The following is a 26,346-nucleotide window of genomic DNA, read 5'->3' on the forward strand; positions in this document are numbered from 1 at the left end:
ATACGCCCTCATCTGTCGTATTTTGCGGGCATAAATCAATTTCCCAACAATGAATTTTCCTGCAGAACTAAGCTATACGGAGGATCACGAATGGATTCGGATAGAAGAGGACGGTACGGCCGTAATTGGTATTACTGAATTCGCACAACACGAACTGGGTGATATTATCTTCATCGATGTTGCGACCGTTGGTCAGTCATTACCAAAAGGTGAAGTTTTTGGCGCAGTAGAGGCTGTTAAAACCGTATCAGATCTGTTTCTGCCGGTAGAGGGAGAAATCCTTGAACTGAACCCGGCCATCGAAAAATCGCCGGAACTGCTCAACAGCGATCCTTACGGCGAAGGCTGGATTATCCGTCTGAAACCGGCGGATGCGTCGCAGCAGGATGGCTTACTAACCGCCGATGCCTATCGGGAATTGGTTGGTGCCTGATTTACCGCATTGAACTCCAGAAGGCTCCGCAAGGGGCCTTTTTTTTAAACAATCATTTTTACCCGGCCTCTGCTCCCGAAAACCGCCGGGACGTCACTCATGCAACTCCTGATTCGTTCTGCCCGTATTGTTGATGCTGCTTCATCGTTCGATGGACAGGTATGTGATATTCTGGTCGAAAACGGCCTGATTCGTCAGATTGGTGCCCAGTTGCCCGTCGACACGAACGTCCGGGTCGTGGAGGCCGATAATCTTCACGTCTCCCTCGGTTGGGTCGACATGCGCGTGCTAACCCAGGACCCCGGTTACGAACACAAAGAAGACCTGACCAGTGTATGCCGGGCCGCTGCCGCCGGGGGCTTTACAGACATTGCTGTACTCCCCAACACGCAGCCCGTTGTGGATGCCAAGGGCACATTAGCCTATATCCAGCGGATGGCCGAGGGGCAGCCGGTACGGGTACACGTCATTGCTGCCGTTACGAAAAAAGCCGCTGGTGAAGATTTTACGGAAATGCTCGACCTGCATCATGCGGGTGCCGTTGCGTTTTCTGACGGGAACCACCCGCTTCAAAACCCCGATCTGCTGCTAAAGACGCTGCAGTATTTAGAGCCAATTAACGGGTTGTTTATGAACCGCCCGGAAGAAATGCTGCTAACCCGCTTTGGGCAGATGCACGAGGGTGTTCAAAGTACGCTGCTCGGACTGAAAGGCATGCCTGCTCTGGCCGAAGAGCTGATGATCGAGCGCGATCTACGGCTGCTGGAGTATGTTCTCGGGCATGGGGCAGAGGAGATAGGGCATGGAGCAGAGGAGAATGAGTCGGAACTTTACCCTCTGCCCTCTGCCCCCTGCCCAATACCCCCCGCGCTGCACTTCTCTACGATTTCCACGGCCCGGTCGGTGGAGTTGATCCGGCAGGCCAAAGCGCAGGGAAGCCCGGTAAGTTGCGACGTAGCGGCTCATCAGCTGGTTTTCGACGATTCGGCTTTGTCCGGCTTCGATACAAATCTGAAAGTAAACCCGCCATTCCGGTCGGTGGCTGATGTGCGTGCGTTATGGGATGGCCTGAAAGATGGCACCATCGATGCGATTGTATCGGATCATACGCCCCATGATCCTGAATGTAAAAACCTGGAATTCGATCAGGCTGACTTTGGTATTATCGGTCTGGAAACGGTTTTTTCAAATGCCGTCATGCATAACCAGGACCTGCCACTGGCGCAGCTTATCGAAAAGCTGACCACCCGGCCCCGGCAAATACTGCGCCTGCCGGTAACGACCATTGCCGAAGGGCAACCCGCCACCCTGACGCTCTTCGACCCTGCGGGCATCTGGACATACAGCCGTACGTTATCCAAATCAAAAAACTCACCATTTCTGGGCCAAACGCTCACGGGCCGCGTAATCGGCACGGTGCATCGCGGCCAGTTCACGACCACCTTATGAAAAGTATCCTCAATTATTTTGGGCATCCGCTATTAAAGTTTCCGCTTCTTGCCGGGTTGGCTACGGGTGTTCTCTGCTTTCTTTATTTCCTGGGTCTGTATGCCATCGGGGTACCGGCGCTGGGGAACATCCGCGTCCTCGACTACGGGATTCACATCATTATGATGATTGCCACCGTCTGGTATTACCGGAAGCACATTGGTCAGGGGCGGCTTCATTTATGGGAAGGCTTAACCATTGGTTACGTTCTTAATACGGTAGCCGCTCTGGTAACGGGCTGGCTTATTTACCTGTTTGTGACGCAGATCGATCCGGGCGTTTTTGCCGAGTACGTCACGAACTCGAAAAAGCTGCTACTGGAAGGTAAAAAGCAGATCACCGATCAGTTTGGGCCGGAAACCTTTGCCCAGCAGTGGGAAAAAGTATCGAACATGCAACCTGGCGTGTTGTTGCCCGACGAACTCACTAAAAAAACAGCCCTGGCAGTATTGCCCGTTCTGATCATTTCGCTTATTTTCCGGAAGCAAGATTACAGCATCATGCAGTAAAACCAATTTATTATGGAAGAACAACCGTCTACCGCTCGTGTGGCCCTGAAATGGGGTGTTATTTTTGGCCTCGTACTGATGGCGATTACCCTGGTTATGTACCTCACCGACCAGACGACCAACCCGTTGTTCAGCGGGCTGACCTTAGGGGCTATGGTTGCTTTTCTGGTACTTTCGATGCGGGAATTCCGGTCGTTGAATGGGGGGTATATGACCTATGGCGAAGGGCTTGGACTTGGCGCGCTTACGTCTGCCGTGGGCGGAATACTTTCTTCTGCTTTCACGACCTTTTACAATGTATTCATTGATCCAACGGTACAGCAGCGGGCTATGGAAAAAGCCCGCGAGAAACTGGAAGAGCAGGGAAACATGTCTGACGAAGCCATTGATCAGGCCATGGAATGGTCGGAGAAGCTACAGTCGCCGGGTTTTACGTTCATTGCCGGGGTGTTTGGCACGTTAATCGTTGGCTTTCTTTTATCGCTGATTGTAGCTGCGTTTATACGGCGCAACAAAGCAAATCCGTTTGATTAACTAGTGTTTCAGTAGGCTGCGAAGATAAACCACCTGCCGAAACGTATTAACCGTAAACAGAGCTTTATCCGTGCTGGCTATTTTTCGTAAAGAGGTCAATCAATTCTTCTCGTCGCCAATTGCCTACATCATCATGGGCGTATTCCTGATGGCTGTAGGGCTGTTGCTTTGGGTGTTTCCGGATACGAATCTGCTGGAGAATGGGTATGCCGATATGGGTACTTTTTTTAACCTGACGCCCTACGTCATGCTGTTTCTGGTACCCGCCATCACCATGCGGTCCATCGCCGACGAAGTGCGGGCGGGTACGCTGGAGTGGCTTCTCACCAAACCCGTCAGCCGGTGGGGCGTGGTAGGCGGCAAGTTTCTGGCCAGCTGGCTGCTGGTTGTGGTCACGCTGGTACCTACGTTACTGTATTATATTACGCTATATCAGCTTGGTTCGCCCATAGGCAATATTGACTCGGCGGGTGTATTTGGGTCATACATTGGGTTAGTGTTGCTGGCGGGTGTGTTTGTTGCCATTGGCTTGTGGGCCTCTTCGCTCAATGATAACCAGGTAGTAGCCTTTGTGCTGGGTGTATTCTTTTGCTTCTTACTGTATGTTGGTCTGAGTGCCCTGGCGGGTCTGACCCTATTTGGCGGCTTTTCGTACTATTTATCTTTGTTTGCGCTGGATGAGCAATACCGGGCACTGGGCCGGGGTATTATCGACACCCGTAACGTTGTGTATTTGCTTAGTCTTATTATACTTTTTCTTCTTTTTACGGCCAACAGGCTGAAATCAACCTGATGAAAATTACTCCAACTCTAGTGCGATGGATGGCCATTGCCTGGACAATCATAATGCTGATCGGCTGTTTGACACCGCATACCGAATTGCCGGATGAATTACTTACCTGGAACGACAAGGGGCAGCATTTATCCATATTCGCCCTGTTTGCCATACTCTGGCGCATGACGGGCTTCCCGTTCGTTACGGTCATGGTGGTGGGCCTGCTTTTTGGTGGGCTGATTGAAGTCCTTCAATATATATTACCCATCAATCGCAGTGGAGACTGGATGGATCTGGCTGCCGATTTTGTGGGTGTTCTAATCGGCTTGTTGCTGGTCCCCGCCGTTCAGAAAATGGTGAAAATTGGCTATTGACCGATGTATAGGGCTTAACCAATAAAGGCCTGACGTTGCCAGCAACGTCAGGCCTTTATTGGTTTTAATCAGTAAGCCGCCGTTAGCGCATAGCTGTTGGCCGGGAAGCCGCATTGCATTTGGCACTGATAATCTTGTAAGCCTGTGAATAGCCCAGCTCACCGGATCGGCTCAGATCGATACAGGCTGCGGCCTCATCGCCCGAATCGAACCGGATAATACCGCGCAGGTAATAGGCTTCGGCATGACGGGGGTTTAATTTAATCGTGCTGTTGCAATCAATGAGCGAGCCTTTCTGGTCCCCAAGCGATGACCGGACAACCCCACGAATAAAGTACGTTTCGGCGTTGGTGGGGTTGAGTTCAACGGCCCGGTTAAGGTCTTGCAGGGCTAGTTTACTCTCGCCACCCGAGTTGCGGATGATGCCCCGCACCAGATAGGCATCGGCGCGGTCGTCTGCCAGTTCCGTAGCCTTGTACCGATCCTGAACAACGGAGCCGAATAACTGGAGCGTACTGGCCGTAATAAAGTCACTGTAATAGGCCTTGTTGGTGGTGTTGACAGCTCCCATCTCGATGGACTTGTCAATATCGGCAACGGCCTGTTTTACGTTGCCCAGTCGACTTTTGCTAAAACCACGACTGAATAAAGCCCGGAAATGATTGGGGTTCAACTGTACGGTTTTGTCAAAATCAGTGAGTGCGTTTTCAAACTCACCCAATCTCGACTTAACCAGCCCTCGCCGGTAGTAGAGTTCCGCGTCGTCCCTGCTTATCTCGATGGCCCGGTTAAAATCGAGTATTGCATTTTTATAGTCATCCAGTTTGAATCGGGCATATCCACGCCCTGCCAGTGCCTGCGATCTGTTCGGTGATTTTTCAAGGCATAGACTGTAGTCGGCCAGCGCCCCTTTGTAATCGTTCAGCTGCATTTTACAGTTTCCTCTGGCTATCAATATGGCAACATCGTTGGGAGCCAGGGTTATGGCTTTGTTGAAGTCGGCCAGCGCGCTGTTCGTGTAGTTGATCTGAAGCCGGCAAAGCCCTCGGTTGTAATAGAGCAAGGCATCGTTGGGACTCAACTCAACCGCCCGGTTAAAATCCTGCATGGCTCCCCGGAAGTCTTCCTGGCGGGTTCGGTTTATACCCCGGTACAAGTACGCGTTGGCATCGCCGGGGGTAAACTCAATGGCTAAGTCGAGGTCAAGGTTAGCGCCCTGGATATCATTCAGGCTGATTTTGGTCAGCGCCCGATTATAATAGCTCGGCCCATTTTCTGGGTTTTGAATGATCGACATGGTGAACGCCTGTAGGGCACCCGGGTAATCTTTTGCGGCACTTTTTTGGATTCCTTCGTTAAAGTAGTCAGTTGCTGTTTGTGTTTGCTGAGCAAAGGACAAATGCATTTGAGTGATCAGGTAAAGAAAGAAAAGGGATACGTACAATGTTCGCATAGTATTTGATTAGTGGGTGTTGATTTATGTAGAATAGATGCCTGGACTAATTGTCGCTACAATTAATGAATAAAAAGGCACATATATGTATACTAAATACAAAATAAGTTTTCAATTTCTGGGCAGTTAACAAATAAGGCTTATCCGTGTTGCCTATATAGAGCCGCATATAACCTCTAACGCACAGGTCAACCAACGGAGATTTCACGGCATGGCGGTGTTAGTAGGCTGGTGATCAACGCATAGTCTGGTGGAATAAGGGCAGGGCGTTACCGAAAAAATCGCCAACTTAACCGCTCAAATCATTGATTGTTATAAATATTGGATTTATTGGTTTAGGAAAGATGGGGTTCAATTTCGTCAGTAATCTGGTAAAACATGGCCATACTGTTGTTGGCTACGACATTAACGAAACGTTAGTTGAAGCCATTAAGGGCGAAGGAGCCCAGGGAGTGAGCACCTTACAGGACCTGTATACCGCGCTGCCTGAGAAGCGGGTATTATGGCTGATGATTCCGGCCGGTCCATTAATCGATATTGTTATGGAGCAATTGCTGGCCATCATGCAGGCGGGCGATGTGGTTATTGATGGGGGTAATTCACATTATAAAGACTCGCTTGCATGGCGTTTTTCGGGACATCTCGGTAGAAGACGGCTATTTGTACACGGGCCCGGCGGGTAGTGGTCACTACTTTACGAAACGAGTTTGGTAGACATGCTGTTGAGAAAAAATAAATTTTATCTTAATAAAATACTATCAAATTAAATTGCCTTACTTTCGTTGACAGTATATGGAGGTTCAGGCAGTTTCGAGTTCGCTATGGACATGAAACTGCCTGAACCTTTTTTTTAATAGACATCTTATCTTAAACTCAACATACGTTTACATGAAGGTATTAAGCACCCTACACGACCCTACTTTCCAAGGTCGTGATTACAGCAGATTGGATCGTTTTTTTCTCCACTATATTAAAGACGAGCGGGATCTGCCCTTTATTTACCTCACCCTCCGTATTAGTCTGACGCTTATTCCCCTGAGTGTACTTCTGTTTATGCCTTTCGTAACCGGCTGGGCCTGGTGGGCTGTAGCGGCCGTCCATTTTTTTATCAGCAATTTCAGGTTCAAGGGGCCCTTCGGGCTGATGCTGCACTGCACGAGTCATCGTCCGTTTTTTAAGCCGGAGTACGGCTGGATGAATAACTACCTCCCCTGGATATTAGCTCCTTTTTTCGGACACACGCCCGAAACGTATTATAGCCACCACATCGGCATGCACCATCCCGAAAATAACCTTGAGGATGACGATAGTAGCACAATGACGTTTCAGCGAGACAGCTATCGGAGCTTTCTGGCTTATTTTGGTCGGTTCTTTGTCGTTGGCGTACGGAATCTGCTGGACTATCTGCGGCTGAAAAACCGGGGCAAGTTAGCTACCCGCGCGCTCACGGGCGAGATCGCCTTTGCTATCGTTTGTGTGGGATTGTGTTTCGTGAACTGGGCCGCTACGGTGCTGGTATTTTTGCTGCCGCTCGTTATTTACCGGCTGGTCGCGATGCTCGGCAACTGGACACAACATGCGTTTGTGGATGGCGAAGATCCCGGAAATGCCTATAAAAACAGCATTACCTGCATTAACGTAAACTACAATAAAAAATGCTGGAATGACGGGTATCACATTAGCCACCACGTTCGCCCGGCCATGCACTGGACCGAACACCCGACTTTTTTCCTGAAAACAATTGATAAATACGCCCAGAACAGAGCCATTATTTTTGACGGTCTGGATTTTGGGCGGGTATTTTTTCTGCTGATGCGCGGTAAGTACGATGTGCTGGCTCAACACATGGTCAACATCAATAATACCTTTGCCGACGATGCGGATGCGATTGCGTTACTGCGTCGCCGGACGCAGCGGATACCGGTAAAAATGGATGTTCCGGCTATGAGCCAGGTGAGCGTGGCAACCGCCTGAGCATTTGTAAGCCATCTGGTTACAGAGGCCCAAAAACATTGATGAAGGAAACTCCTGACTATCTGTGTTTTTGGGCCTCTCTTTTTGTACATCTGTCAGCTGTTGCTGCCGTCAATCCGTTTCTCGATAATCTGCTGGATGTCAATGGGTACGGTTGACAGGAAGTCGTAGCCGGTCATGCTTTCGATAGCGTCGATGGTGGTCAGGTAAGCGCGCCAGGGCTTGTCGGCAGCTAATTGGCTGTTCGGAATGGATACCGCAATAACACGTGTGTTTTCGGTGAGCTGGAAGGTATTGTCACCAGTGGCCGGAACCACAATGACTATCTTCCAGAGTGTGGCCGGAACCGTTAGTTTTCCGTTGGCGATGGAGGTGGCAAACCCATTTTGGCCCGTGCCGCCGGTACCACTTGTACCGGCCAGAATGTAAACATCGTTGCCGTTGCTAATGAGCTGCCGTTCATACTCTTCCAGATTCTTCCAGACTTCACGGTTGTGGCGTGGCGCTTCTGGCACGATGTTGGTGAGGAGAAAGGTAGCGGCATTATCTTCGGGCGTTGCATCGCGGTCGTCGGAAGGGCAGAGGTGCCCCCGGTCGAAGCCGGAGTTGGTATAATCGGACGTGCGTACCGCCGACCAGCCTGCCGGTAAAGCCGGGTCAGGACGGAAAAGGTCCGCTCGTTTGGTGTCGCCTTTCCAGGCCGTACTCAGGTGCCAGCTTACCCAGTTGGCAATGCCCCGGCTGCGGCTGTACGAAAGCGTATACTGGGGTCGGCTGATGAGGTAATTGTCCGGATCACCGGTGGATGCCTTACTTGGATTGCCAAGGGCGAGGTTATCGGTTCGGCTAAGGGCAGCGGCTGTGCTGGTGGCGGGTAACGACGGACGAACGGTAAGACAGCTGTTGAGCAGCAGGCTCAGACCAAGCGCCCAGGTTATAGTTTTAAGTTGATGGAAACCTTTCATTGATTTTACTGACATTCTTGCTGAACTTTACAAATAATCCATAAATGTACTGATTCTCTACGTTGGCGTAAGGCCTGCCAGGGGAAAGAATCAGGACGAATCCAATTGACGAATACCCGCTGTTATGGCTAAAAAGAAGCAATCACAGGGCTACGAGAATCCTCGACCGCCCCAGGACAAAACGGTCACTCCTAAACCTGCTTTGACAAATACAGGCAGTGCTGGTCGACCCCGCGCCACCGACCCCGGCCAGCGCCCGGTGGTAAGAACCAATTCGCCAAACCAAACAGACCAAAATACTGACCTGCCTATTAACGACCGGCAGGTAAAATGGTGGCCTCCCGTAGTACTAGCGCTCCTGGGCGTTGCCTTGTATATCAACACGTTTGGGCATCAGTATGCGCTCGACGATATTGCGGCTGTGGGGCAGAATTTGTTCGTGAAGAAAGGTATTGCTGGTATTCCTGACTTGCTGCGCACCGAATTCTGGCACTTTAGCAATATTTCGCTGGGTTACTACCGGCCTTTATCACTAATTACATTTGCGCTGGAGCAGGAGTATTTTAAAGATAATCCGAACATCAGCCACATGATCAATGCGGGTCTGTATGGCCTCACAGGCCTGGTGGTAGGTATACTGCTGCAAAAATGGCTTGTTAATCAAACCATTACGGCGTTCCTGATCGGGCTGGTTTTTATTGCCCATCCACTGCACACCGAAATCGTGGCCAACATCAAAGGGCGCGATGAAATACTGAGTTTTCTGTTCATTGCACTCATGTTGCTAGCGTATTGGCGGTATCTCGAAACGACCCAAAAGGGCTGGATTATCGGGGCTTGTGTATCGCTCTATCTGGCTTTCCTGTCCAAAGAATCGTCCATCGTTAGCCTGGCACTTATTCCGGCTATGCAGTACTGGTTTGCCCGCCGGAATCTCTGGAATTCGCTCATTAGCCTGTGGCCGTTCCTGATTGTAGCGGCTCTGTTCTTCTACCAGAAGCAGAAAATGATTGGTACCCTCAGCGGTACGCCCCCCGTCGACTGGGCTAACTATCCCTACGCCATTGAGAAGACGCAAAAGTCTACCATGTTCAAGTTTCTGGAATACTACATCCGCCTGCTGGTTCTGCCGCATCCGCTGGTGTATGATTATTCATACAATGTAATTCCATCGGGTGGGAAAGGTGATCTATTGACCTGGGCTGGTTTCTTTACCTTGGTCGGGTTGATCTGGCTGGCCTGGAAAGGGTTCGTTAAACGTACCCTTTGGGGATTTGGTATTTTCTGGTTCTTTGTCACCATGGCACCAGGGCTGGGCTTTATCTGGATTCGTGGCGGTATCTTTGCCGAACGATTTACGTATGCCGCCGTCATGGGCTTTGCCTTTGTACTTGTGTGGGGATTGAGAAAGTTACTGGTCCGTAACCCGGTCGATCCTGCTGAACCCTCAGCCCAGTCGCACCTGGTTCGCTATACCCCTCTGCTGGGGCTGATGGCGGTTATTGCCGGTTTGTATTCGTTCAAAACCGTAGAGCGCAACCGCGACTGGGAGAATAACTTCGTTCTGTTCAACTCGGCCCTGCCGTATGCACCCAACAGCTGTCAGGTACAGCGGCACGTAGCGAATGAGTGGATTGAAAAAGGCCTGAAAGACCGCGCTAAAGCCGATTCCATTGCCAACGCAACGAACGCCATCAAGCCCAAGCCAACACCCGAGCAGATCAAAAAAGCCCAGACCCTGATCGATACAAACATTGCTCATGCCAACAAGCACGGGCGCTGGGCACTCGACCATCTTCAGGAATCAACCCGCATCTATCCGAGCTTCGGTGAAGCGTATTTCTCGATGGCCTATGTGTTTCAGAAAATCACACCTAACGTCGACTCGGCCAAATACTATTACAAGCAGACAATCCGGGCGGCCAATGCCTATGCACCGGCCTATAATAACCTGGGTGTAATTTATCAGGGCGAAGGAATAGCGCAGAACAACCGGCAGAAACTGGAACTGGCCTCGTATTACTACAATCGGTCGATGGTGGTGAACCCTGCCTACGTCGACGGTCAGAACAACCGCATGAACCTGATGAAAGCCACGGGAATCGACGTACAAGCCCTGCCCGATTCAATTATCAATAAGTATTGATTGTATTCAAAAAACTTATTGGTTTACATATAAAAAGCCCGGTTCTGGATCAGAATCGGGCTTTTTATATGGTTAATTCAAGTTGCAAGCTACGCCTGAACTACACCATTCTACAAACATACCGTGCCTACGAAACTTAAAGTCTTGAATATCAATCTACATAGTCCATTGTTCACGTTAGTTGTATTCCGAGATGGATTGACACTTTGGCGCCTGATGCAATAATAAGCTTAAGGTAGCTGATCCAGATTAATGGCCGGAGCCAGTTTCTGAGGTGATCTTGTCAAATCCGTTTTGAGGGGCGTATAGTCATCGAAGAAGCCGCAGTTTCGCAGAAAAAATCGCTGATTTGGGTGTAAGCCACCCGCAAAATCCATCCGGTACAATTTCCGGGCCGTATTGTCGCCCGTGAACTGCGCCTGGGTTAGTTCCTGCCAGATCCCTTCTTTACTTCTGACCCACTGATTCGAGAACTCAACCTCCCGCGACACGTTTCCCGTTTCGGGTGTGAAGTTTTCCAGGAACGAATAGAGCGACTTGAGATACGTTGTCGTTTTGGGCCGTTTAAAGCTGGCGATCAACTGCCAGCTGGTCTCATTAGCTGGCAGTTGATAGGCTGTATAGGTCGTGTATTCACCCGTATCGGGCTGGCCGTGTATCAGAAATTTGTAGGTCTGACCTGCCACCCAGTTGTAGCGTACGTAACTTTGTCCGCCGGAGCCTTCATTGCCAAATTCATTCGTAATTACGTTCGGCCCCTTTCGGTTCAGCAGGATTTTCTGATCGGCCGGAATCTGGCTAGGGTTATCGGTCTGAAACGGACTCCAGACCGAAAAAAGGATTCGTCGTTCGGTAGGTGAATTGACCTGCATCCCGAAATACCCTTCGCCAAAACCGTTGGCCATATAATACGACCCGATGACATCATTGCCTTTCGGCACCGTCACCTCATTGTAAAACCATTCGGCATCCACGCCTTCTGGAATGGGGTAGCGTAAATGAACCGACGGCCCCCGCCGACCCCAATAGAAAAAATTCCCTTCGTTGTTGCGTACAAAAGCTGTTTCTTCATCCACAGCCTGTCCGCTAATGCCAAAATCGGTCACGTCGGCATAGGTTGTGCCCGTCTTACTGACACCCTGCAAAATCAGTTTAACATAACCGACCTTGGGAATAGCCCATTGGCCAAGCGGATAATCGGTGAACGTGCTGCTCTGAACATCAATTTCTGTTGATTTTCCCAGCACTGTAACGCGTAATCGGCTCTTACCCGTTGGAACGCGTAGGTTGATGGATAGGTTTACCGTTCCCGTCTTCGCAAACCGCACGTACGTCTCGACTATACTGGCGGGGCTTGACCAGTTTGTTGGCCCATCTTTCGAAATAGCGTCCGGGTTATTTGTGGCATTCATTATCCAGCTATTGCCGCCAAGGGGCACCCGCACTACGTTGGGCTCGTGACCGGTGCGGGCGGCAACGGATGTGCTGAAACAAAGGAAAATCGGTAAAAGTAGCCAGCTGACTAAGAGCCAATTGCGTACGATCATAGTGAAGGGAGAAGTAGCCGAAGAAATTGACCAGCAAAGTAGTGCCAAAATCAATTCGTTGGCGAGCCGTCACAAAGTCCGCCATTAGTTTCCTGCCCGGATCAGACTTATAGCTTTTTCCAGGAGTTCATCACGGCCGGACTCAATGCCCTTACGAGTAGGGCGCATTTCTACATCCACCCCTACGCCGATTCGCTGGGTTTCGCGGCCGTCCGGATAGTTGACGCCAATGCCGCTGATCATGGTGTACAGACCACCGGGTAAATAAAAGGGCGAGATGTTGCCATCGGCCGCAGCTGTTGTGCTGCCCAGAACAACCGCGCCCGGTGCTTGCCGAAAGGCCATAGTATGGTACTCCGCCGAACTCTGGGTTAGTTCGTTGACCAGAATAACGACTTTCCCTTTGTAAGCCTCCCGTACACTCCGCTCGCCGACCAATATGGGCGACTGCCAGCGGAAAAGGCCGGGCGTCTCAACGTTCCCCGCCGTGAACTTAGCGAACAGTTTAGGGGTAGTGAGGTATTTCCCCAACGAAAAAACGACAAACTCCGAGGGGTAACACCGCATGTCAATGACCAGCCCTTTTGTGTTGCTGAAAAGGCGCATGATGTCGGGCAGTTTGTTGGCCTTTATATTCCCTAGGAACAGGTAGCCAATATCCGGATGCAGGAGTTGATAGCAACTGTCTTTGGGGTAACTGCTGTAATCAATCTGATCATTAAATTTTGCCTGACCGGGTTTGTACCGATTCATGACCACGGTTTGCGTTTTGCCCGCTCGTTCAATTCCCAGTTTAACGGTGTTTGTATGACCGGCCAGCAGGTCGCGGCTTATATCGCGGAGTTGGGTAGGCTCGTTCGATGCGGGGTAGTAAGGCTTGCGTTGCTGAATGAGTGCGCTGGTTGGTACGCCATCGACAGACGTTACAACATCGCCCCGTTTCAGCCCCGATAACCTGCCCAGTGAGTCGTTGAAAAAGTTAGTGACCACAAACTGATTCTCGATGTATCTGACCTGAACCGGCGAGAAGAAGCTCCCTTTGTAATCTTTCCGAATAATTTGGTCGCCCCACACATTGGCGTGCGTATCGTGAATGCGGCCGATGAGGGATAGCGCAGCCAGCCGATACGCCAGTGAATCGCGGGCATTGACAAACGCCGGAATAAACGTTGGCAGCACCTTGTTCCAGTCTTCGCCGATGAGGTGCTTGTACGGAAAAAAGTACTGGATGATGTTCCAGTAGCGGTAAAGCGACAGAAGCCGGTAGCCCGCGTCTGGTGTGGTCATCCGTCGGTAGGGCAGTTCATTTTTAAATTCGGGATTGCCCACCTGCGGAAACAGGCTCACGTAATAGGACTTGTTCGGGCGTTTGGCCTGCCGAATGGTCATTAGCTGGGCCTGTAAAGGCTCGCCCAGTCGGGCTACATCCGTAAGCCAGACGAGGTCTGGGCGTAGAACTGCCTGGGTCGTGTCGGGCTCTTTAGCGGTCGTTTTCACCGGGCCGAAAGTGGTAAGCCAGTTCAGCAGCACTTCGCTACGCTGAGCCGTAGAGGTTGCTTTCAGTACGGCAGGCATTATTCGAAACAGCTCGGCGTCCATATTATGGTTGCCTTCGGTTACGGCAGGGTGGTAGTATTTGACAAACCCCCATACTTTACCCAGCAGATCCAGGTTGTCGATTTGCTGTTTAGTAAGCGCGGTGAGTTCAATCCCGGAACCGTTGGCAAAGGCCGTGTCGGTCTGGGCTTTACTCAATTTTACCACTTTTGCCGGAGCCTTTTCGACGGGCACTCCATCGACCGTCAGCTCGACATCGTCGAACCAGGCGGTTCCTTTTCCGACCAGAATACCCCCCAGATGAATACTGGCGGCTTCGTCGGGGATGGTGAGGGTAATGGTGCAGGGTTGCCAGTCGGTGGTGCCTTTGATACCCCGGTCGGCCATGTTGTCAAACGCAAGCGCTTTGCTGGCCGCGTCGTCGATTCGCATCCACAGGCCCGCATAGGTGTTTGGTTCTGTACCCGTGCCGCTGGTTTTAACGAAGGCCTTCAGAGTGAGCTTTTTGCCTGCAAAGGTGGCTGGTACCCGCCAGTGACTGCCCCCAAACGTACCGCTATTTTTATAGGCAACCTGAAGCGCATACCGGCCACCGTGCGTTACCGCCGAATCGAGCGTAAAGAGGTAGTCGTTGCTAAGACTATTCCAGCCAACGGGCTGGCCGGTAGCGGTACGCTGTTCAAACCCGAAGTTACCCGTTTGGGCGAATAGGGAGAGGCTGGTCAGGCTGGCGAGTAGAAGGAGATACGGGCTTTGCATATAAGGTCGAGGGTGTCAGATACTGACGCATAAACGAGGTCATCCGGCAAACTCTACCCATGTGGTTTAGTAAATTAAAGAATATTAACGTATGGCGATAAGTCTAAGCTTATTCCGCCATCAACTCCGCCAGAATTTTCTGAGCCGCTACGGAAATTACCGTGCCGGGACCAAATACGCCTTTAACGCCCGCATCGTACAGATACTGATAATCGCCAGCCGGGATAACGCCCCCGGCAATGACCATAATATCGTCGCGGCCAATCTTTTTCAGTTCGTCGATGAGTTGTGGTACCAGCGTTTTGTGTCCCGCAGCCAGACTCGATACGCCCACAATATGCACGTCGTTTTCGGCCGCCTGCCGGGCTACCTCGTCTGGTGTCTGGAACAGCGGCCCCATGTCGACATCGAAGCCGAGGTCGGCAAAGCTGGTGGCAATGATTTTGGCACCCCGGTCGTGGCCGTCCTGTCCCATCTTGGCCACTAGAATCCGGGGACGCCGACCGTCGAGTTCGGCAAATTTGTCGCTCATTTCGCGGGCGATCCGGAAGTTCTCATCGTCCGACACTTCGGCGGAGTAAATGCCTGATACGGCCCGAATGGTAGCCTTGTGACGGCCAAACGCGTTTTCCATAGCATCGGAGATTTCACCAAGGGTAGCCCGGTGCCGGGCCGCTTCTACTGCGAGGGCGAGCAGGTTTTGGGATTTGGGCAGAGGGGTTTGGGCAGAGGGTTCACCGGAAGATAGGGGTGGGGTCATGGCGGCTTCGGTAATTGCGGCCAGTGCCTGCTTGACTTTTTCGTTGTCGCGTTTCGCCCGAACGTCGTTCAACCGGTTTAGCTGACTTTCGCGTACCGCTTTGTTGTCGATGTCGAGCAGTTCTATGTCCGTTTCCGAAGACGGTTTGTAGCGATTGACACCTACAATGACATCTTTGCCGGAGTCGATCCGGGCCTGTTTCCGGGCTGCGGCTTCTTCGATCCGGAGTTTGGGCAAGCCCGTTTCGATGGCTTTGGTCATGCCGCCCAGTTGCTCTACCTCTTCGATGAGCGCCCACGCTTTTTCGACCAGTTCTTTGGTCAGAAATTCGACATAATACGACCCGCCCCAGGGATCGACAGCACGGGTAATGTCGGTTTCGTGCTGTAAGTAAAGCTGGGTGTTACGGGCAATACGAGCCGAAAAATCGGTTGGCAGGGCAATGGCTTCGTCCAGGGAGTTGGTATGCAGACTCTGCGTGCCACCCAGCACTGCCGCCAGGGCTTCAATGGTTGTACGGGCCACGTTATTGAACGGGTCCTGCTCGGTCAGGCTGTAGCCAGACGTCTGGCAATGAGTACGAAGGGCAAGCGATTTGACGTTTTTCGGTTCGAACTGCTTCACAATTTTGGCCCAGAGCAACCGACCGGCCCGCAGCTTGGCAATTTCCATAAAGTGATTCATGCCGATCCCCCAAAAGAAGGATAAACGCGGAGCAAACTCGTCGATACCCATACCCGACCGTAAGCCCGTTCGGATATATTCAAGTCCATCGGCCAGGGTATACGCCAATTCAAGCTGAGCGGGTGCTCCGGCTTCGTGCATGTGGTAGCCGCTGATGCTGATGGAGTTGAACTTGGGCATGTACTGCGCCGTATAGGCGAATATATCGCCCACGATGCGCATGGATGGCTCCGGGGGGTATATGTATGTATTTCGAACCATGAACTCCTTCAAAATGTCGTTTTGAATGGTGCCCGACAGTTTTTCCGGTGGAACGCCCTGTTCTTTAGCAGCTACGATAAAAAAGGCCATAATGGGCAGTACAGCCCCATTCATAGTCATGGACACCGACATCTGGTCGAGGGGAATCTGGTCGAAGAGGATTTTCATATCCTCCACCGAATCAATCGCTACCCCGGCCTTGCCCACATCGCCAACCACCCGCGGATGGTCGGAGTCGTAGCCCCGGTGGGTGGCCAGATCAAAGGCAACGGATAGGCCTTTCTGGCCGGCTGCGAGGTTACGCCGGTAAAAAGCATTTGACGCTTCGGCGGTCGAGAAACCCGCATACTGCCGAATGGTCCAGGGCTGGCGAACGTACATACTGGCATAGGGGCCCCGCAAAAACGGCGGAATACCGGCGGCATAATTCAGGTGCCCGGCATCCTGTACGTCGGTCAGCGTAAAGTGCGGTTTTAGTTTAATGCCTTCGGCGGTCGGGAACGTGCGGTCGGTGCGTACGGACACGGACTGATCGTCGGACGTAGTCTTATCGACCGCTGAAGGATGTTGTATAGTTGTGAAATTGGGTCTCATATCGGGTGCGGTGTGTTAATTTATTCGAAGGCTTTCGCTAATCGACGGCTCGGTAATACCGTTTCAGAAGCCACCGGAGGGGTGTAGGACGGAGAGCCGGATTCGTCGAGCCGAAATTTCGTAACGCCGACCAGCACCTTCCCCGCCCGAACCGCTTCCACCTTTTCCTGGTAAGCTTTGTCCAGTTCGGCCGATATGAATCCACTGGCCAGAGCCTTCGCAAATCCGCCTTTTTCTTCGACAGACATGAACAGGGTCCAGGCGGTTTCAACCAGCTTCGCCGTAAGGGTTTCTATATAATAAGACCCGGCTGCCGGATCGGCAACTTTGTCCAGGTAGCATTCGTCTTTCAACAAAATAGACACATTGCGGGCAATGCGAGCCGAGAAATCGGGGTTGGTTGAGGTGCCTAAAACGGTATCGTACGGGTGTATCGTCAGGGCGTCGCAACCCCCTATGACAGCCGCCATAGCTTCGGTTGTAGCCCGCAGCAGGTTGGTGTTTGCCGTAGCCGCAGCGTCGTAGAACGTCGACGTTTGGCCCTGTACAAAAAAGGATGAAGGGTGAATTGAGGATGAATAGGCCGTAATCAGGCGGCCCAGTAACACACGTAAAGCGCGCAGTTTGGCAATTTCCAGAAAGTAACTGGTACCAACCGACAGCGAAATTACCGTTTTGGGAATAATCTGCTCCAGGGTCAGGCCGTTGTCGGTCAGTTGGTCGTAGGTATCGGTTAGCGAAGCCAGGGTAAAGGCCAGCTCCTGCGAAGCGGTGGCTCCGGCATTGTGAAATGCGTGGCTGCTGGCGCAGATGGTACGGAACTGGGGCGAGTCGAGTGTCTGGCGGGTAATTGTCGCCGTCGACTCGCTGGTGTCTGTTAATAATCCGCCTTTCAACTGGTAAGGGGCCACGGTTTTAAGAACCTCAACAAAGCGGGCGGTTTGTTCGGCAGGCAACCGAACGAAAATAGGCGTTTCACTCAGTTTTATACCGTTCAGCAAACGGGACAGGCTCTCGGTTGTCCAATCGGGCTGAGCGGATGGCATCGACAGCACGAGCGCATCGGCCCCACGGGTAAGGGCGTCACGCAAGCTGGCATTGGTCGACTTGTCGTTGGCAACAACGTATTCCGGTGCATTGAGCCAGCCGGGCGTTTGTTTTTGAGCTGCCTGAATTGTTTGGATGGACGAGAGCTGGGTTAGATCATCGGCAGTATAATAGGGGTCTACACTAAACCCCTCCGGGCTATGCCAGCGGAGGCTTTCCAGGGCATCTTCGCTGGTTTGAGTCACTTTAAGCTCTTTCAGCACCTGGGCCATCCAGTCTGATTTGTCGGCGGATGGGAATATTGTTGAGAAAAAAGACACCATCAGGGATGTTTAGGATAAGATAACAGTAAAAGTACTGTTTTTCTTTTTTCTGGGGCGAGCTCAAGTGTCTAACTGATGAAACGTGACTCTTAATTGCATTATTCAAAGGGATTTTCTTTCGCCCTTGCCCTTCTGTCCGAATCGCGTAATTTTAGCTTATCGTCAAAATATAGACCGATAACTCAGAAAAACGTGACCTCTCCTACACCAGACGGTCAGATATTTTCATACATTTGTCTCCCTTTTTTGATGGCACCCAACGTAACAGAAGTATAAACCCGTGAATGTAACTCCTCAGACCGGCATGCAGCGTGAAGTAACGACGGTGTGGAATCGCTGTCTGAATGTCATACGGGAGATCGTCCCCGAACAGAGTTTCAATACCTGGTTTGAGCCAATTGTTCCGCTGCGGCTGAACGGCCATGTGCTCACCATTCAGGTGCCTAGTGAATTTTTCTACGAGTGGCTGGAGGAGAATTTTGTACATGCCCTGCGTAAAGCCCTCGATACCGCAATCGGTCGGGATGGTCAGCTTGAATACTCCATTATTGTCGATAAAGGTAACGAGCAGAACAGACCGCTTACGGTTAATGTGCCCACCACCAAATCGACGCATACCTCCAAGCCGGATAACGTCAATCCCGACATTCTGAAGAGCCCGTTTCAGCTCAAAGACCTCGATTCGCTTACGCTGGATTCGTACCTCAATCCGAGTTATACCTTCGATAATTACGTGGAAGGAGACTGTAACCGGCTGGCGCGTTCGGCGGGATATGCCGTTGCCGAGCGGCCCGGCGTAACGTCTTTCAACCCCCTCATGATTTACGGCGGGGTTGGACTGGGTAAAACCCACCTGGTGCAGGCTATCGGTAACTTTATCAAGAATAACAACCAGGGTAAGTTCGTCCTCTACGTTACATCGGAGAAGTTTACGAATCAGTTTCTCAACGCCGTTCGTTCCGACGGTATCCGCGACTTCACGTCGTTCTACATGCAGGTCGATGTGCTGGTGATTGACGATGTGCAGTTCCTTCAAAAGAAGGAGAAGACACAGGAGATCTTCTTCCACATTTTTAACCACCTCCACCAGTCCGGCAAGCAGATCATCATGACCTCCGACCGGGCACCGAGAGCATTGGATGGCCTCGAAGACCGATTACTCTCGCGCTTCAAATGGGGACTCTCCGCCGATCTGCAAACGCCGGATTTGGAGACGCGCATCGCCATTATTCAGAAAAAACTTCAGGCCGAAGGGATCTACATCGAAGATACCGTCATTGAATATCTGGCCCACAGCGTGAATACAAACGTTCGTGAGCTGGAAGGTGTCATTGTGTCATTGATGGCGCAGGCATCGCTCAACCGGCGCGAAATTGACCTCGAACTGGCCAAGAAAACGCTGCGCAATATCGTGGTCGACTCCGAGCGCGAAGTGACCATTGATACCGTGCAGGAAGCGGTTGCCAATTATTACAACGTGACCATCGCCGATCTGAAAGCCAAAAGCCGCAAGCGTGAACTGGTTCATCCGCGCCAGATAGCTATGTATCTGGCCAAAGAAAAAACAGATTTGTCCTTGAAATCCATCGGCTATCATTTCGGCGGTCGCGACCACAGCACGGTTATTCATGCCATTCAAACGGTAAGCGATCTGGTAGCGAAACCCGGTGAAACCCGCGATAGTGTCGAGAAGCTGAAGGCGATGTTTAAGTAAGCAGGCCCGGTTTATTGAAGCCCGATTCTTCCCGAAAGGATACTTTTGGCTACTTCGTTCGTCAGCATGATAACCATGCTGAAAACAATTCCCCGTCATAAACTCGACGCCAACGCCTGGGATGTCTGCGTGGCAACCTCACGGCAACCAGGTGTCTACGGCTATACCTGGTATCTGGATGCCGTACTGCCCGCCCCCGGCTGGAAATGGGTTGGCGTTGTGCAGGTTGATCAGACAGGAACCTACCACGCCGTTATGCCCGTTCCCCTGCGCCGAAAGATGGTAGCTGGTATCCCGTACGAATGGGTCGTGCATCAGCCCTTTTTCTGTCAGTTTCTATCCGTCTTCAGTGCTGATGAACTACCGGATACCGACTCGTTTTTTCGGCATATGGTCGAGCAGTTCCGGTATGGTTCGCTGTATTGTACAAACCAATTGCCCGGCATCGATCTGCCTTTTGCCAGCTTTCAGCTACGAACTACCCATGTCATCTACCTGTCTTTCGGGTATGAGGTAATCTACAGCAACTACACCCGCGACCGTAAGCAGAACCTGCGTCGGGCTCAGCGTGCGTTTGAACTGGATAACCGCTGGGCCATTGTTGAGTCAAGTGATGTTGAGCCGTTGCTGGCGTTGTTTCGGGAAAACCATGCCGCAACTATTGACGGGGGCGTAGCGGACTGGGCCTATGACATGTTCAGAAATCTGGCTCAGGCGCTGCACAAACGCGGTTTGGTTACACTGCGGTATGCCGTTTACAACGGACAAATTGAAGCGGGAGCGCTGTTTATCTGCGATGACAGGCGCATTATTTACCTGTTCAATGCCGCATCTGCCACCGGCCGACGGGTAAACGCCCGTACCATCCTCATTGACCAGCTCATTCAGGAAAAAGCCGGGCAGAAACTAATCTTCGACTTCGAAAGCCCCGAAAAGCCGTCCATTCGCAAATTTTACAAGAGTTTCGGTGCCGTTGAAGAGCCGTTCCAGGCCATGCGCTGGAACCGGCTGAGTAAGCTTGAAAACCTGTTATGGACTGGATGGCGGTATTTGAATCGGTAACGATCTGACTTGTTGGTTCCTTAATCGTTCGATTTCTTCTTCCAAAGATATGATTCTGGCTTTCTGAACCTGAATTAGCTCTTTCTGAATCGAGAGTAGCTCGTCATGAAATGCCAATTGGGTAGAAGGATGAATGTGCTGGTTATTGCTATGCGAATTGTCTCTATTTTGCTGTATAACTTTCACGGAAACTACTTCTGTGAATAGTTCAGAAATCGGAACGTCAAGTACCTCGGCCAGTTTTTTGATTTCATCCCCATCCGGGCTACTTGATTCTGATTCCCAATTGTGAATTGTTGATTGTGCTACACCAACAAGATCGGCTAATACTCGTTGACTCATTTTTTTCTTATCACGTTGCTGACGTATGTTAGTAGCAATGCCCATCCTACCTATCAATGTAATTATATGTCTACAATTGGGCCATATTCAGAGAATTAATCAAAATTATAATTAAATTATTACATTAATCGTTAAATATATAATATTTTTGATTATGTTTACTACGTAGGTGCGCCATTTTTGTATTGCACAAAGCTTCACATCACGTGTGGCGGGTAGGCGACTAATAATCACATGAAAAATTTATTAAAAGTACTGACTTTGTCAGGAGCAGAGGTACTAACCAAAGACCAGCAGAAGCAAATTTCGGGAGGTAAATCTAAGGTTCCAGTAACTTGCTGGTGTCCGGGTGCAGGGAAAGGTAAGTGTGATGGTGATTGTAACCACTGTGGAGGTCGCGAAGGTTGTTTTTAATATGTTTCTTGAATTTCACACAGCAAAAATTATTTGCTGTGTGAAATTTTTTATGAAAAATTAAAATGCTACTATTTCTTTTAGTAATAAACATTTTTCTAAATCAACCGCCTTTGATAAATAAAAAGGTACAAAAATCCTATGTAGTATTTGAAGGTAAAAAAATAAACTATGATACTTTATTTAAAGTACATGTAAATATTTATGCCATAGGGATAGGAGGAGGTAAATTCAGATTTCTTAATCAGGAGAAGCAAAAAATTTCTGATATATATGGATGTTGGGGAGATACTTTCAAAGAAGGGATTCTGCCTGTAATGAGTTCAAAGACAGGGGATTTGGGCTTGTTAGATGAGAATTTGGATGAGATAGTTCCATGTAATTTAACGGGAGTAAGTTATTTTGAAGGAGGGTTAATTCAAATTGTTAGATACGGAGAGCCTGGCGTTGATTATAGGTATCAGCTTCCTCTTTCTGAGTATAATGTTTTGGGTCGGAACCCTTTAAATAAGCGTGACAACTATTTAAATCATCAATTCGAATTGATGATCCCCAAATATTACGATTCTATAGTGCCTTATCGCGATGGTAAAATCAGGATGGTCATGAAGAAGGCACTGTTTGGTTTTCTGGATACTACAGGTCGTGAGGTTGTGGCCCCTACACTAACTGACTTTGATGCAGATAACCAATATAGCTGGCAACACCTGCGCCGGGTTCAGCACAAAGGGTTGTTTGGTTTCGTGGACGACCGCAACGGGCAACAGATTATTCCGTTCGCGTATGAGGCTACTGTAGCGTCTACGTATCCATTCACCTGGGTACGAAAAGCCGGTAAGTGGGGCTGTATCAACCAGGCAGGGGTAGTTCTGATTCCGTTCCTATACGATAACGTCAGTTATTTCGATGCCGATAGCATTAGCCTCGCGGGGCTCAATGGCCGTATGGGTCATATCCGGGCCAACGGCAGTATCGTTACGCCACTGCTTTATGAATCGGCCCAGCCCTTTGCCGAGGGGTTAGCCCTGGTGAGTCAGGAAGGGCGTTATGGGTATGTAAACCAGAAAGGTCAGCTGATTATTCCCGCCGTTTATACCCGTGCGGCCTCTTTTCGACATGGGCATGCCCATGTCGAGCGATTCGGAATAAAAGCTACAATTGATAAACAGGGCCACTGGGTCAACTACCGGCTCGGTACGGGCTGGAACCTGAGTATTGTGTTGTTTTTTTTGATGCTTGTACTCTTCGTCGCTTATCGGCGCAGAGCATTCTAAGCCCCAACCCGCTTTATCATTTACCATGCAACTTTCTTATAACGATCAGATCATCAGGGTCGTCAGTTTGCTGCTGACCCAACTGAAAGTTCCCTTTACCGCAACATCGCTCCGGGACGACCTGGAAACCCATCCTGACTTTCCGAGTCTTCATGCCGTAACGGGTGTATTGCGGGAACGTAACATCGAAACGGCGGCTATTAAGCTATCGGCCGATCAGCTTTTTACCCTTGACGCACCAGTCTTGATCGTTCCCGATAGCGATTTGCAGGAGCCATCGCTTATTTCGAGCATTAACGAGGGCTATATTACCCGGCAATACCCAGATGGACGGGTATTCGTTAGCACACTGGCCGATTTTAAGGCTACATGTATCTGTTTGGATAACTGTTGCCTGGTTTTCGGGTTCCTGCATTGCCTTTAGGTTGGTTATACGAAAACTTCTGACAGTCTCTGCCAAGGTGAAGCCATTGCGCACTCAGTTAGGTAAACTACGTCGGGGTGAGACTATTTTCGGTGCCTTATTAAATAACCAGTCTGCCGTTCAGTTTCAGGAAGTGGACAACGATATTTCTGTTGGTTCTACCAATGCTCCGTTTCAGATTGTAGTTGTCACCGACCCACATTGTGCACCCTGTCAAACGACACATCAATTTTTGGAGGAATTACAGACCCAGTATGCAGATAGTATTCGGCTGTCGTGCATTCTCCATACGCGGCATAAAAACCTGTTGGATGAACGAAATCAGGTAGCTATTTCGATTCTTGGTTTGCCCAGGACTTACGCCATGATGCCTTGGTCGGGGTAACAGAACCAGCCCAATTAGGAGAATTGGCTATTTGCAATAGTTCAGGGGCGATACCAGGCTGTAATTCGGGTTTTCTCTGAAGAGTTCCTGCAGCACGCCAACATGCGGTTGCCCAAAGATCAACAGCAGTTTTTTGCCCTGGTACTGACGCTGGCTGATCAGGGCGTTGCTGTAAATTTTCAGGTTTCGATTGTAGAACAGACTGATAAATTCGGCACCGATGTAGCGTTTATCAATATGGCTGACATTCATGGTGTTCGTTGCTGTTTTGGAAAACTCCCCATCAACTACCAGGGCCGGTAAGTTGTAAAACAGGCGATGCGTAAGCGTGATCATGTCTGGTTGATTGAGCTTACGGATGTACTCGTACACCGATAAGCTGTCTTGTTGAACCTGCTTTTTTAGCGGACGGGCAAGGCCCTGAAACTGTTGCAGCGCCTGCTTGTAAAGATCAATATTGGTTCCTTCGGTCAATAGCGACTGAGATGTTGCCTCGTAATGATCCACGCAATAAATACGTTTATGCTTCAGGCGTTTGGCCAGCGCAAAGCCAATCTGATAGGTCTCGCTACGTCCCGAAGGCAGGTCGTTTAGCGTCAATTTTCCCGCTAAATAAAGAGCATATAAACTGTCGATTTGCGGCTGTTCGCTGGGGTCGACTTCAACCATAATCATATCGGGGGCATACGACTGAAAACAGGTAGTAAGCTGGTTGATCTCCGCTTGTTTTTTTGCACTGTACACATCGGATTTGGGCTGTTGATTGTACAGTTGGCTAAGATGATCGAAGCCCACGAGCATGACCTGTACCGAAGGTCGGTTTTGGGAGTTTCCATTGATAACCAGCAAGCTAGATAGGATAAAGAGGAGAAACTTAGGGTACAAATGAGTCATATAGTGAGTAAGGTGCTAAGTCTGAGGAGAGGTCAACAGCGTACCTGGTCAGGTGGTAAGGCGAGTGATAATTGGTTATTAATGACTGTTTGGGCAGGAAAAGGGCGTCAAAAAAGAAACCCGAGTTTTATGCTCACATTGTCGGAGTGTTCCGACCGATCGTATCGGTCACCATTATAAACCGCCTGATTCAGTACGTACTGTGATAAATAACCAACGCTGAACACAAGTGCTGATTTTTCGGCAACGTAGGTACGAATGCCGATTGCCGGGTTTATGTATAAGTCTCCTTTATTACCGATGCGCTTATCAAGCAATAGTCCGTAGCCAATATCGCCCACCAGCATCAGGGCTGTTCGTCCACCGATGTAAGTTCGTAAGTCAGCGAAAATTGGCAGGAAATTAACAATATCAGTCGGGCCATTACTGAATCGTGTATACGAAACGCCCAGGCCTGCTGAGAAGTGATCGTTTGGTTTATAGCCATTGATCGTTGAGACAGTAATGGCTCCGGCACGTCCGTCAATGCTGGGTGCATAGCCAAATTCGCTGATGTTGACGTAGCCGGATGTTCGCCTGCCCGTGCTGAAGAAATTCTGGCCGCTGGTGTTAAGCGTCACAGCCAGGAAGAAAAGGAATAAGTAAGTTGTTTTCATAACGTTTTTCAACTGAACGACGAATGTAATCCGTTAGGCTAACACAAGAAGCCATAGTTACCCAATGGTCTCAAAAATACTTCCTGGCCATTGGAGCTATCATCTGATGCTACAAAATAAAAACGGGGTGCTACAAGTCTATACTGTAGCACCCCGCTTTTATCAAGACGGACTATCTCTATTTATAATACCGTAGCGGCTGCTTTAAGCCCCCGTCGCGCTTAAGATCCATTTCCATGGAGCCGACAAAAAAGTCGACCTCTACCTTAATGGGCACTTTATTGGCATCGTCCGAAACGAAGATACGGATGGATTCCTCTTCCTTAATAAGTTTATTCTGTGGTAGAACCGGATTCAGCTTAATGACATTGATCTTTCCCTGCTTCGTCTTGACAACGTCTTTGCCCCGGTAGCGTACCTTCATGTTGTAGATGGTATCGTCGTAGAAGGCGGGTACTTCAATAACCTGTCCACTACTCAGTTTACTAAAATCAATGGTGCGAAGGAAATAGTACCCGCTGATGAGGTCATGTACATTATCGGGTACTTTAAAAACGTCTTTCTCGGTGCGTTCTTCGGCTTTCACCGTGTTCGCTTCGTGGTTGAACGTGATGTTTTCTTCCTTCCGATAGCTGTTTTCCTGTAAGTTGGTATAGAATTTCTGTGGCAGAATGGCCGAGGTGTCGATGTACGACCGCCAGGTGTCGCGTATGCGCGTCACGAGGTCGAAGGCACCCAGTGTTCGGGCATCTACATTGACGCGGTAACAGGGGCGTTCGTTGACTTTGTAAAGCGTTGGGCTAACGTCCACCACGGCCTCCGCTGCGTTGATGAACCCATAGTGTACCCGATACTCCAGGTGTTCGCCCGGACCAAAACTGGTATTGTGTACGCGACGATAGGCATTCATAGCCACAAAGCCCGCGCTTAGAGCAGATAAAATACCGATGCTGATTACTAACTTCTTCATGCGAACAACCGCCCAACTGCCGGGCTTT

24 protein-coding genes are annotated in these 26,346 nt (G+C 50.2%); 14 read left to right on the forward strand and 10 right to left on the reverse strand.

The window, feature by feature from the left end; translation table 11 throughout:
* The first annotated feature begins 49 nt into the window (after nucleotides 1-49).
* The 6 genes from gcvH to CRO74_RS18720 all read left to right on the forward strand — a co-directional run bounded on the left by gcvH (nucleotide 50) and on the right by CRO74_RS18720 (nucleotide 4,113).
* Nucleotides 50-433, forward strand: a complete 384-nt coding sequence (gcvH, locus tag CRO74_RS18695) for a glycine cleavage system protein GcvH (RefSeq protein ID WP_097127811.1) — start codon at nucleotides 50-52, stop codon at nucleotides 431-433.
* A 99-nt stretch (nucleotides 434-532) separates the two neighbouring features.
* Nucleotides 533-1,882: a dihydroorotase gene (locus tag CRO74_RS18700; protein WP_097127813.1), complete on the forward strand. Its 1,350-nt coding sequence runs from the start codon at nucleotides 533-535 to the stop codon at nucleotides 1,880-1,882.
* Nucleotides 1,879-2,430, forward strand: a complete 552-nt coding sequence (locus CRO74_RS18705; protein ID WP_097127814.1) for a DUF4199 domain-containing protein — start codon at nucleotides 1,879-1,881, stop codon at nucleotides 2,428-2,430. The genes CRO74_RS18700 and CRO74_RS18705 overlap by 4 nt, the downstream gene beginning before the upstream one ends.
* A gap of 12 nt (nucleotides 2,431-2,442) precedes the next feature.
* Nucleotides 2,443-2,964, forward strand: coding sequence for a DUF4199 domain-containing protein (locus CRO74_RS18710; protein ID WP_097127816.1), 522 nt, complete (start codon nucleotides 2,443-2,445; stop codon nucleotides 2,962-2,964).
* Between the two features lie 70 nt (nucleotides 2,965-3,034).
* Nucleotides 3,035-3,757 carry a gliding motility-associated ABC transporter permease subunit GldF gene (gene gldF / locus CRO74_RS18715; RefSeq protein ID WP_097127817.1) on the forward strand — a complete coding sequence of 241 codons (723 nt, stop codon included), beginning with the start codon at nucleotides 3,035-3,037 and terminating at the stop codon, nucleotides 3,755-3,757.
* Nucleotides 3,757-4,113, forward strand: coding sequence for a VanZ family protein (locus CRO74_RS18720; protein ID WP_245877905.1), 357 nt, complete (start codon nucleotides 3,757-3,759; stop codon nucleotides 4,111-4,113). Before gldF ends, CRO74_RS18720 begins: the two co-directional genes overlap by 1 nt.
* Before the next feature lie 82 nt (nucleotides 4,114-4,195).
* Here the strand turns inward: CRO74_RS18720 and CRO74_RS18725 are convergent, their stop codons facing one another.
* A complete protein-coding gene (locus CRO74_RS18725) occupies nucleotides 4,196-5,566 on the reverse strand; it encodes a tetratricopeptide repeat protein (protein ID WP_097127820.1) in 1,371 nt (456 codons plus the stop codon).
* Nucleotides 5,567-5,871: 305 nt separating this feature from the next.
* Here CRO74_RS18725 and CRO74_RS18730 point away from each other — a divergent pair, with 305 nt between their 5' ends.
* A complete protein-coding gene (locus CRO74_RS18730) occupies nucleotides 5,872-6,249 on the forward strand; it encodes an NAD(P)-binding domain-containing protein (protein WP_245877906.1) in 378 nt (125 codons plus the stop codon).
* 205 nt (nucleotides 6,250-6,454) lie between these two features.
* Nucleotides 6,455-7,540, forward strand: coding sequence for a fatty acid desaturase family protein (locus CRO74_RS18735; protein ID WP_097127822.1), 1,086 nt, complete (start codon nucleotides 6,455-6,457; stop codon nucleotides 7,538-7,540).
* 95 nt (nucleotides 7,541-7,635) lie between these two features.
* On the opposite strand, the gene CRO74_RS18740 is transcribed toward CRO74_RS18735, so the two are convergent.
* Nucleotides 7,636-8,505, reverse strand: coding sequence for a DNA/RNA non-specific endonuclease (locus CRO74_RS18740; RefSeq protein WP_097127823.1), 870 nt, complete (start codon nucleotides 8,503-8,505; stop codon nucleotides 7,636-7,638).
* 124 nt (nucleotides 8,506-8,629) lie between these two features.
* Between CRO74_RS18740 and CRO74_RS18745 the strand changes: the two genes are divergently transcribed.
* Nucleotides 8,630-10,651: a hypothetical protein gene (locus tag CRO74_RS18745; RefSeq protein ID WP_097127825.1), complete on the forward strand. Its 2,022-nt coding sequence runs from the start codon at nucleotides 8,630-8,632 to the stop codon at nucleotides 10,649-10,651.
* A 230-nt stretch (nucleotides 10,652-10,881) separates the two neighbouring features.
* Here the strand turns inward: CRO74_RS18745 and CRO74_RS18750 are convergent, their stop codons facing one another.
* The 4 genes from CRO74_RS18750 to CRO74_RS18765 all read right to left on the reverse strand — a co-directional run bounded on the left by CRO74_RS18750 (nucleotide 10,882) and on the right by CRO74_RS18765 (nucleotide 18,183).
* Entirely contained in the window at nucleotides 10,882-12,198 is a 1,317-nt protein-coding gene (locus CRO74_RS18750) for a DUF3472 domain-containing protein (protein WP_097127826.1), read from the reverse strand.
* Between the two features lie 84 nt (nucleotides 12,199-12,282).
* Nucleotides 12,283-14,514 (reverse strand): S41 family peptidase, encoded by a 2,232-nt coding sequence (locus tag CRO74_RS18755; RefSeq protein ID WP_097127828.1) that lies wholly within the window; start codon nucleotides 14,512-14,514, stop codon nucleotides 12,283-12,285.
* Nucleotides 14,515-14,623: 109 nt separating this feature from the next.
* Nucleotides 14,624-16,813, reverse strand: coding sequence for a methylmalonyl-CoA mutase (gene scpA / locus CRO74_RS18760; protein ID WP_097127830.1), 2,190 nt, complete (start codon nucleotides 16,811-16,813; stop codon nucleotides 14,624-14,626).
* A gap of 20 nt (nucleotides 16,814-16,833) precedes the next feature.
* On the reverse strand, nucleotides 16,834-18,183 hold the full coding sequence (locus tag CRO74_RS18765; RefSeq protein WP_097127831.1) for a methylmalonyl-CoA mutase family protein: 1,350 nt from the start codon (nucleotides 18,181-18,183) through the stop codon (nucleotides 16,834-16,836).
* A gap of 304 nt (nucleotides 18,184-18,487) precedes the next feature.
* Between CRO74_RS18765 and dnaA the strand changes: the two genes are divergently transcribed.
* Entirely contained in the window at nucleotides 18,488-19,897 is a 1,410-nt protein-coding gene (dnaA, locus tag CRO74_RS18770; RefSeq protein ID WP_097127832.1) for a chromosomal replication initiator protein DnaA, read from the forward strand.
* A 75-nt stretch (nucleotides 19,898-19,972) separates the two neighbouring features.
* Nucleotides 19,973-20,959, forward strand: coding sequence for a GNAT family N-acetyltransferase (locus tag CRO74_RS18775; RefSeq protein ID WP_245877907.1), 987 nt, complete (start codon nucleotides 19,973-19,975; stop codon nucleotides 20,957-20,959).
* Here CRO74_RS18775 and CRO74_RS18780 read toward each other — a convergent pair.
* Nucleotides 20,927-21,346: a helix-turn-helix domain-containing protein gene (locus tag CRO74_RS18780; RefSeq protein ID WP_097127836.1), complete on the reverse strand. Its 420-nt coding sequence runs from the start codon at nucleotides 21,344-21,346 to the stop codon at nucleotides 20,927-20,929. The genes CRO74_RS18775 and CRO74_RS18780 overlap by 33 nt on opposite strands.
* Before the next feature lie 914 nt (nucleotides 21,347-22,260).
* Here CRO74_RS18780 and CRO74_RS31675 point away from each other — a divergent pair.
* Genes CRO74_RS31675 through CRO74_RS18795 form a run of 3 tightly spaced genes read left to right on the forward strand, consistent with a single transcriptional unit; the run spans nucleotide 22,261 to nucleotide 23,798 of the window.
* Nucleotides 22,261-22,989 carry a WG repeat-containing protein gene (locus CRO74_RS31675; RefSeq protein WP_179830247.1) on the forward strand — a complete coding sequence of 243 codons (729 nt, stop codon included), beginning with the start codon at nucleotides 22,261-22,263 and terminating at the stop codon, nucleotides 22,987-22,989.
* A 25-nt stretch (nucleotides 22,990-23,014) separates the two neighbouring features.
* Nucleotides 23,015-23,413, forward strand: a complete 399-nt coding sequence (locus CRO74_RS18790; protein WP_097127839.1) for a cysteine peptidase family C39 domain-containing protein — start codon at nucleotides 23,015-23,017, stop codon at nucleotides 23,411-23,413.
* A gap of 46 nt (nucleotides 23,414-23,459) precedes the next feature.
* Nucleotides 23,460-23,798 (forward strand): thioredoxin domain-containing protein, encoded by a 339-nt coding sequence (locus CRO74_RS18795; RefSeq protein ID WP_097127840.1) that lies wholly within the window; start codon nucleotides 23,460-23,462, stop codon nucleotides 23,796-23,798.
* 27 nt (nucleotides 23,799-23,825) lie between these two features.
* On the opposite strand, the gene CRO74_RS18800 is transcribed toward CRO74_RS18795, so the two are convergent.
* From CRO74_RS18800 to CRO74_RS18810, 3 genes are all read right to left on the reverse strand, one after another.
* Nucleotides 23,826-24,692, reverse strand: coding sequence for a DUF5694 domain-containing protein (locus tag CRO74_RS18800; protein ID WP_097127842.1), 867 nt, complete (start codon nucleotides 24,690-24,692; stop codon nucleotides 23,826-23,828).
* A 107-nt stretch (nucleotides 24,693-24,799) separates the two neighbouring features.
* The gene (locus CRO74_RS18805) at nucleotides 24,800-25,348 is read right to left on the reverse strand and encodes a hypothetical protein (RefSeq protein ID WP_097127844.1); all 549 of its coding nucleotides are present in this window, start codon (nucleotides 25,346-25,348) and stop codon (nucleotides 24,800-24,802) included.
* Nucleotides 25,349-25,526: 178 nt separating this feature from the next.
* A complete protein-coding gene (locus CRO74_RS18810; protein WP_097127846.1) occupies nucleotides 25,527-26,318 on the reverse strand; it encodes a DUF3108 domain-containing protein in 792 nt (263 codons plus the stop codon).
* Nucleotides 26,319-26,346 lie beyond the last annotated feature (28 nt).

Origin of the sequence: Spirosoma fluviale (genome assembly GCF_900230225.1) — a bacterium.
Classification (GTDB): domain Bacteria; phylum Bacteroidota; class Bacteroidia; order Cytophagales; family Spirosomataceae; genus Spirosoma; species Spirosoma fluviale.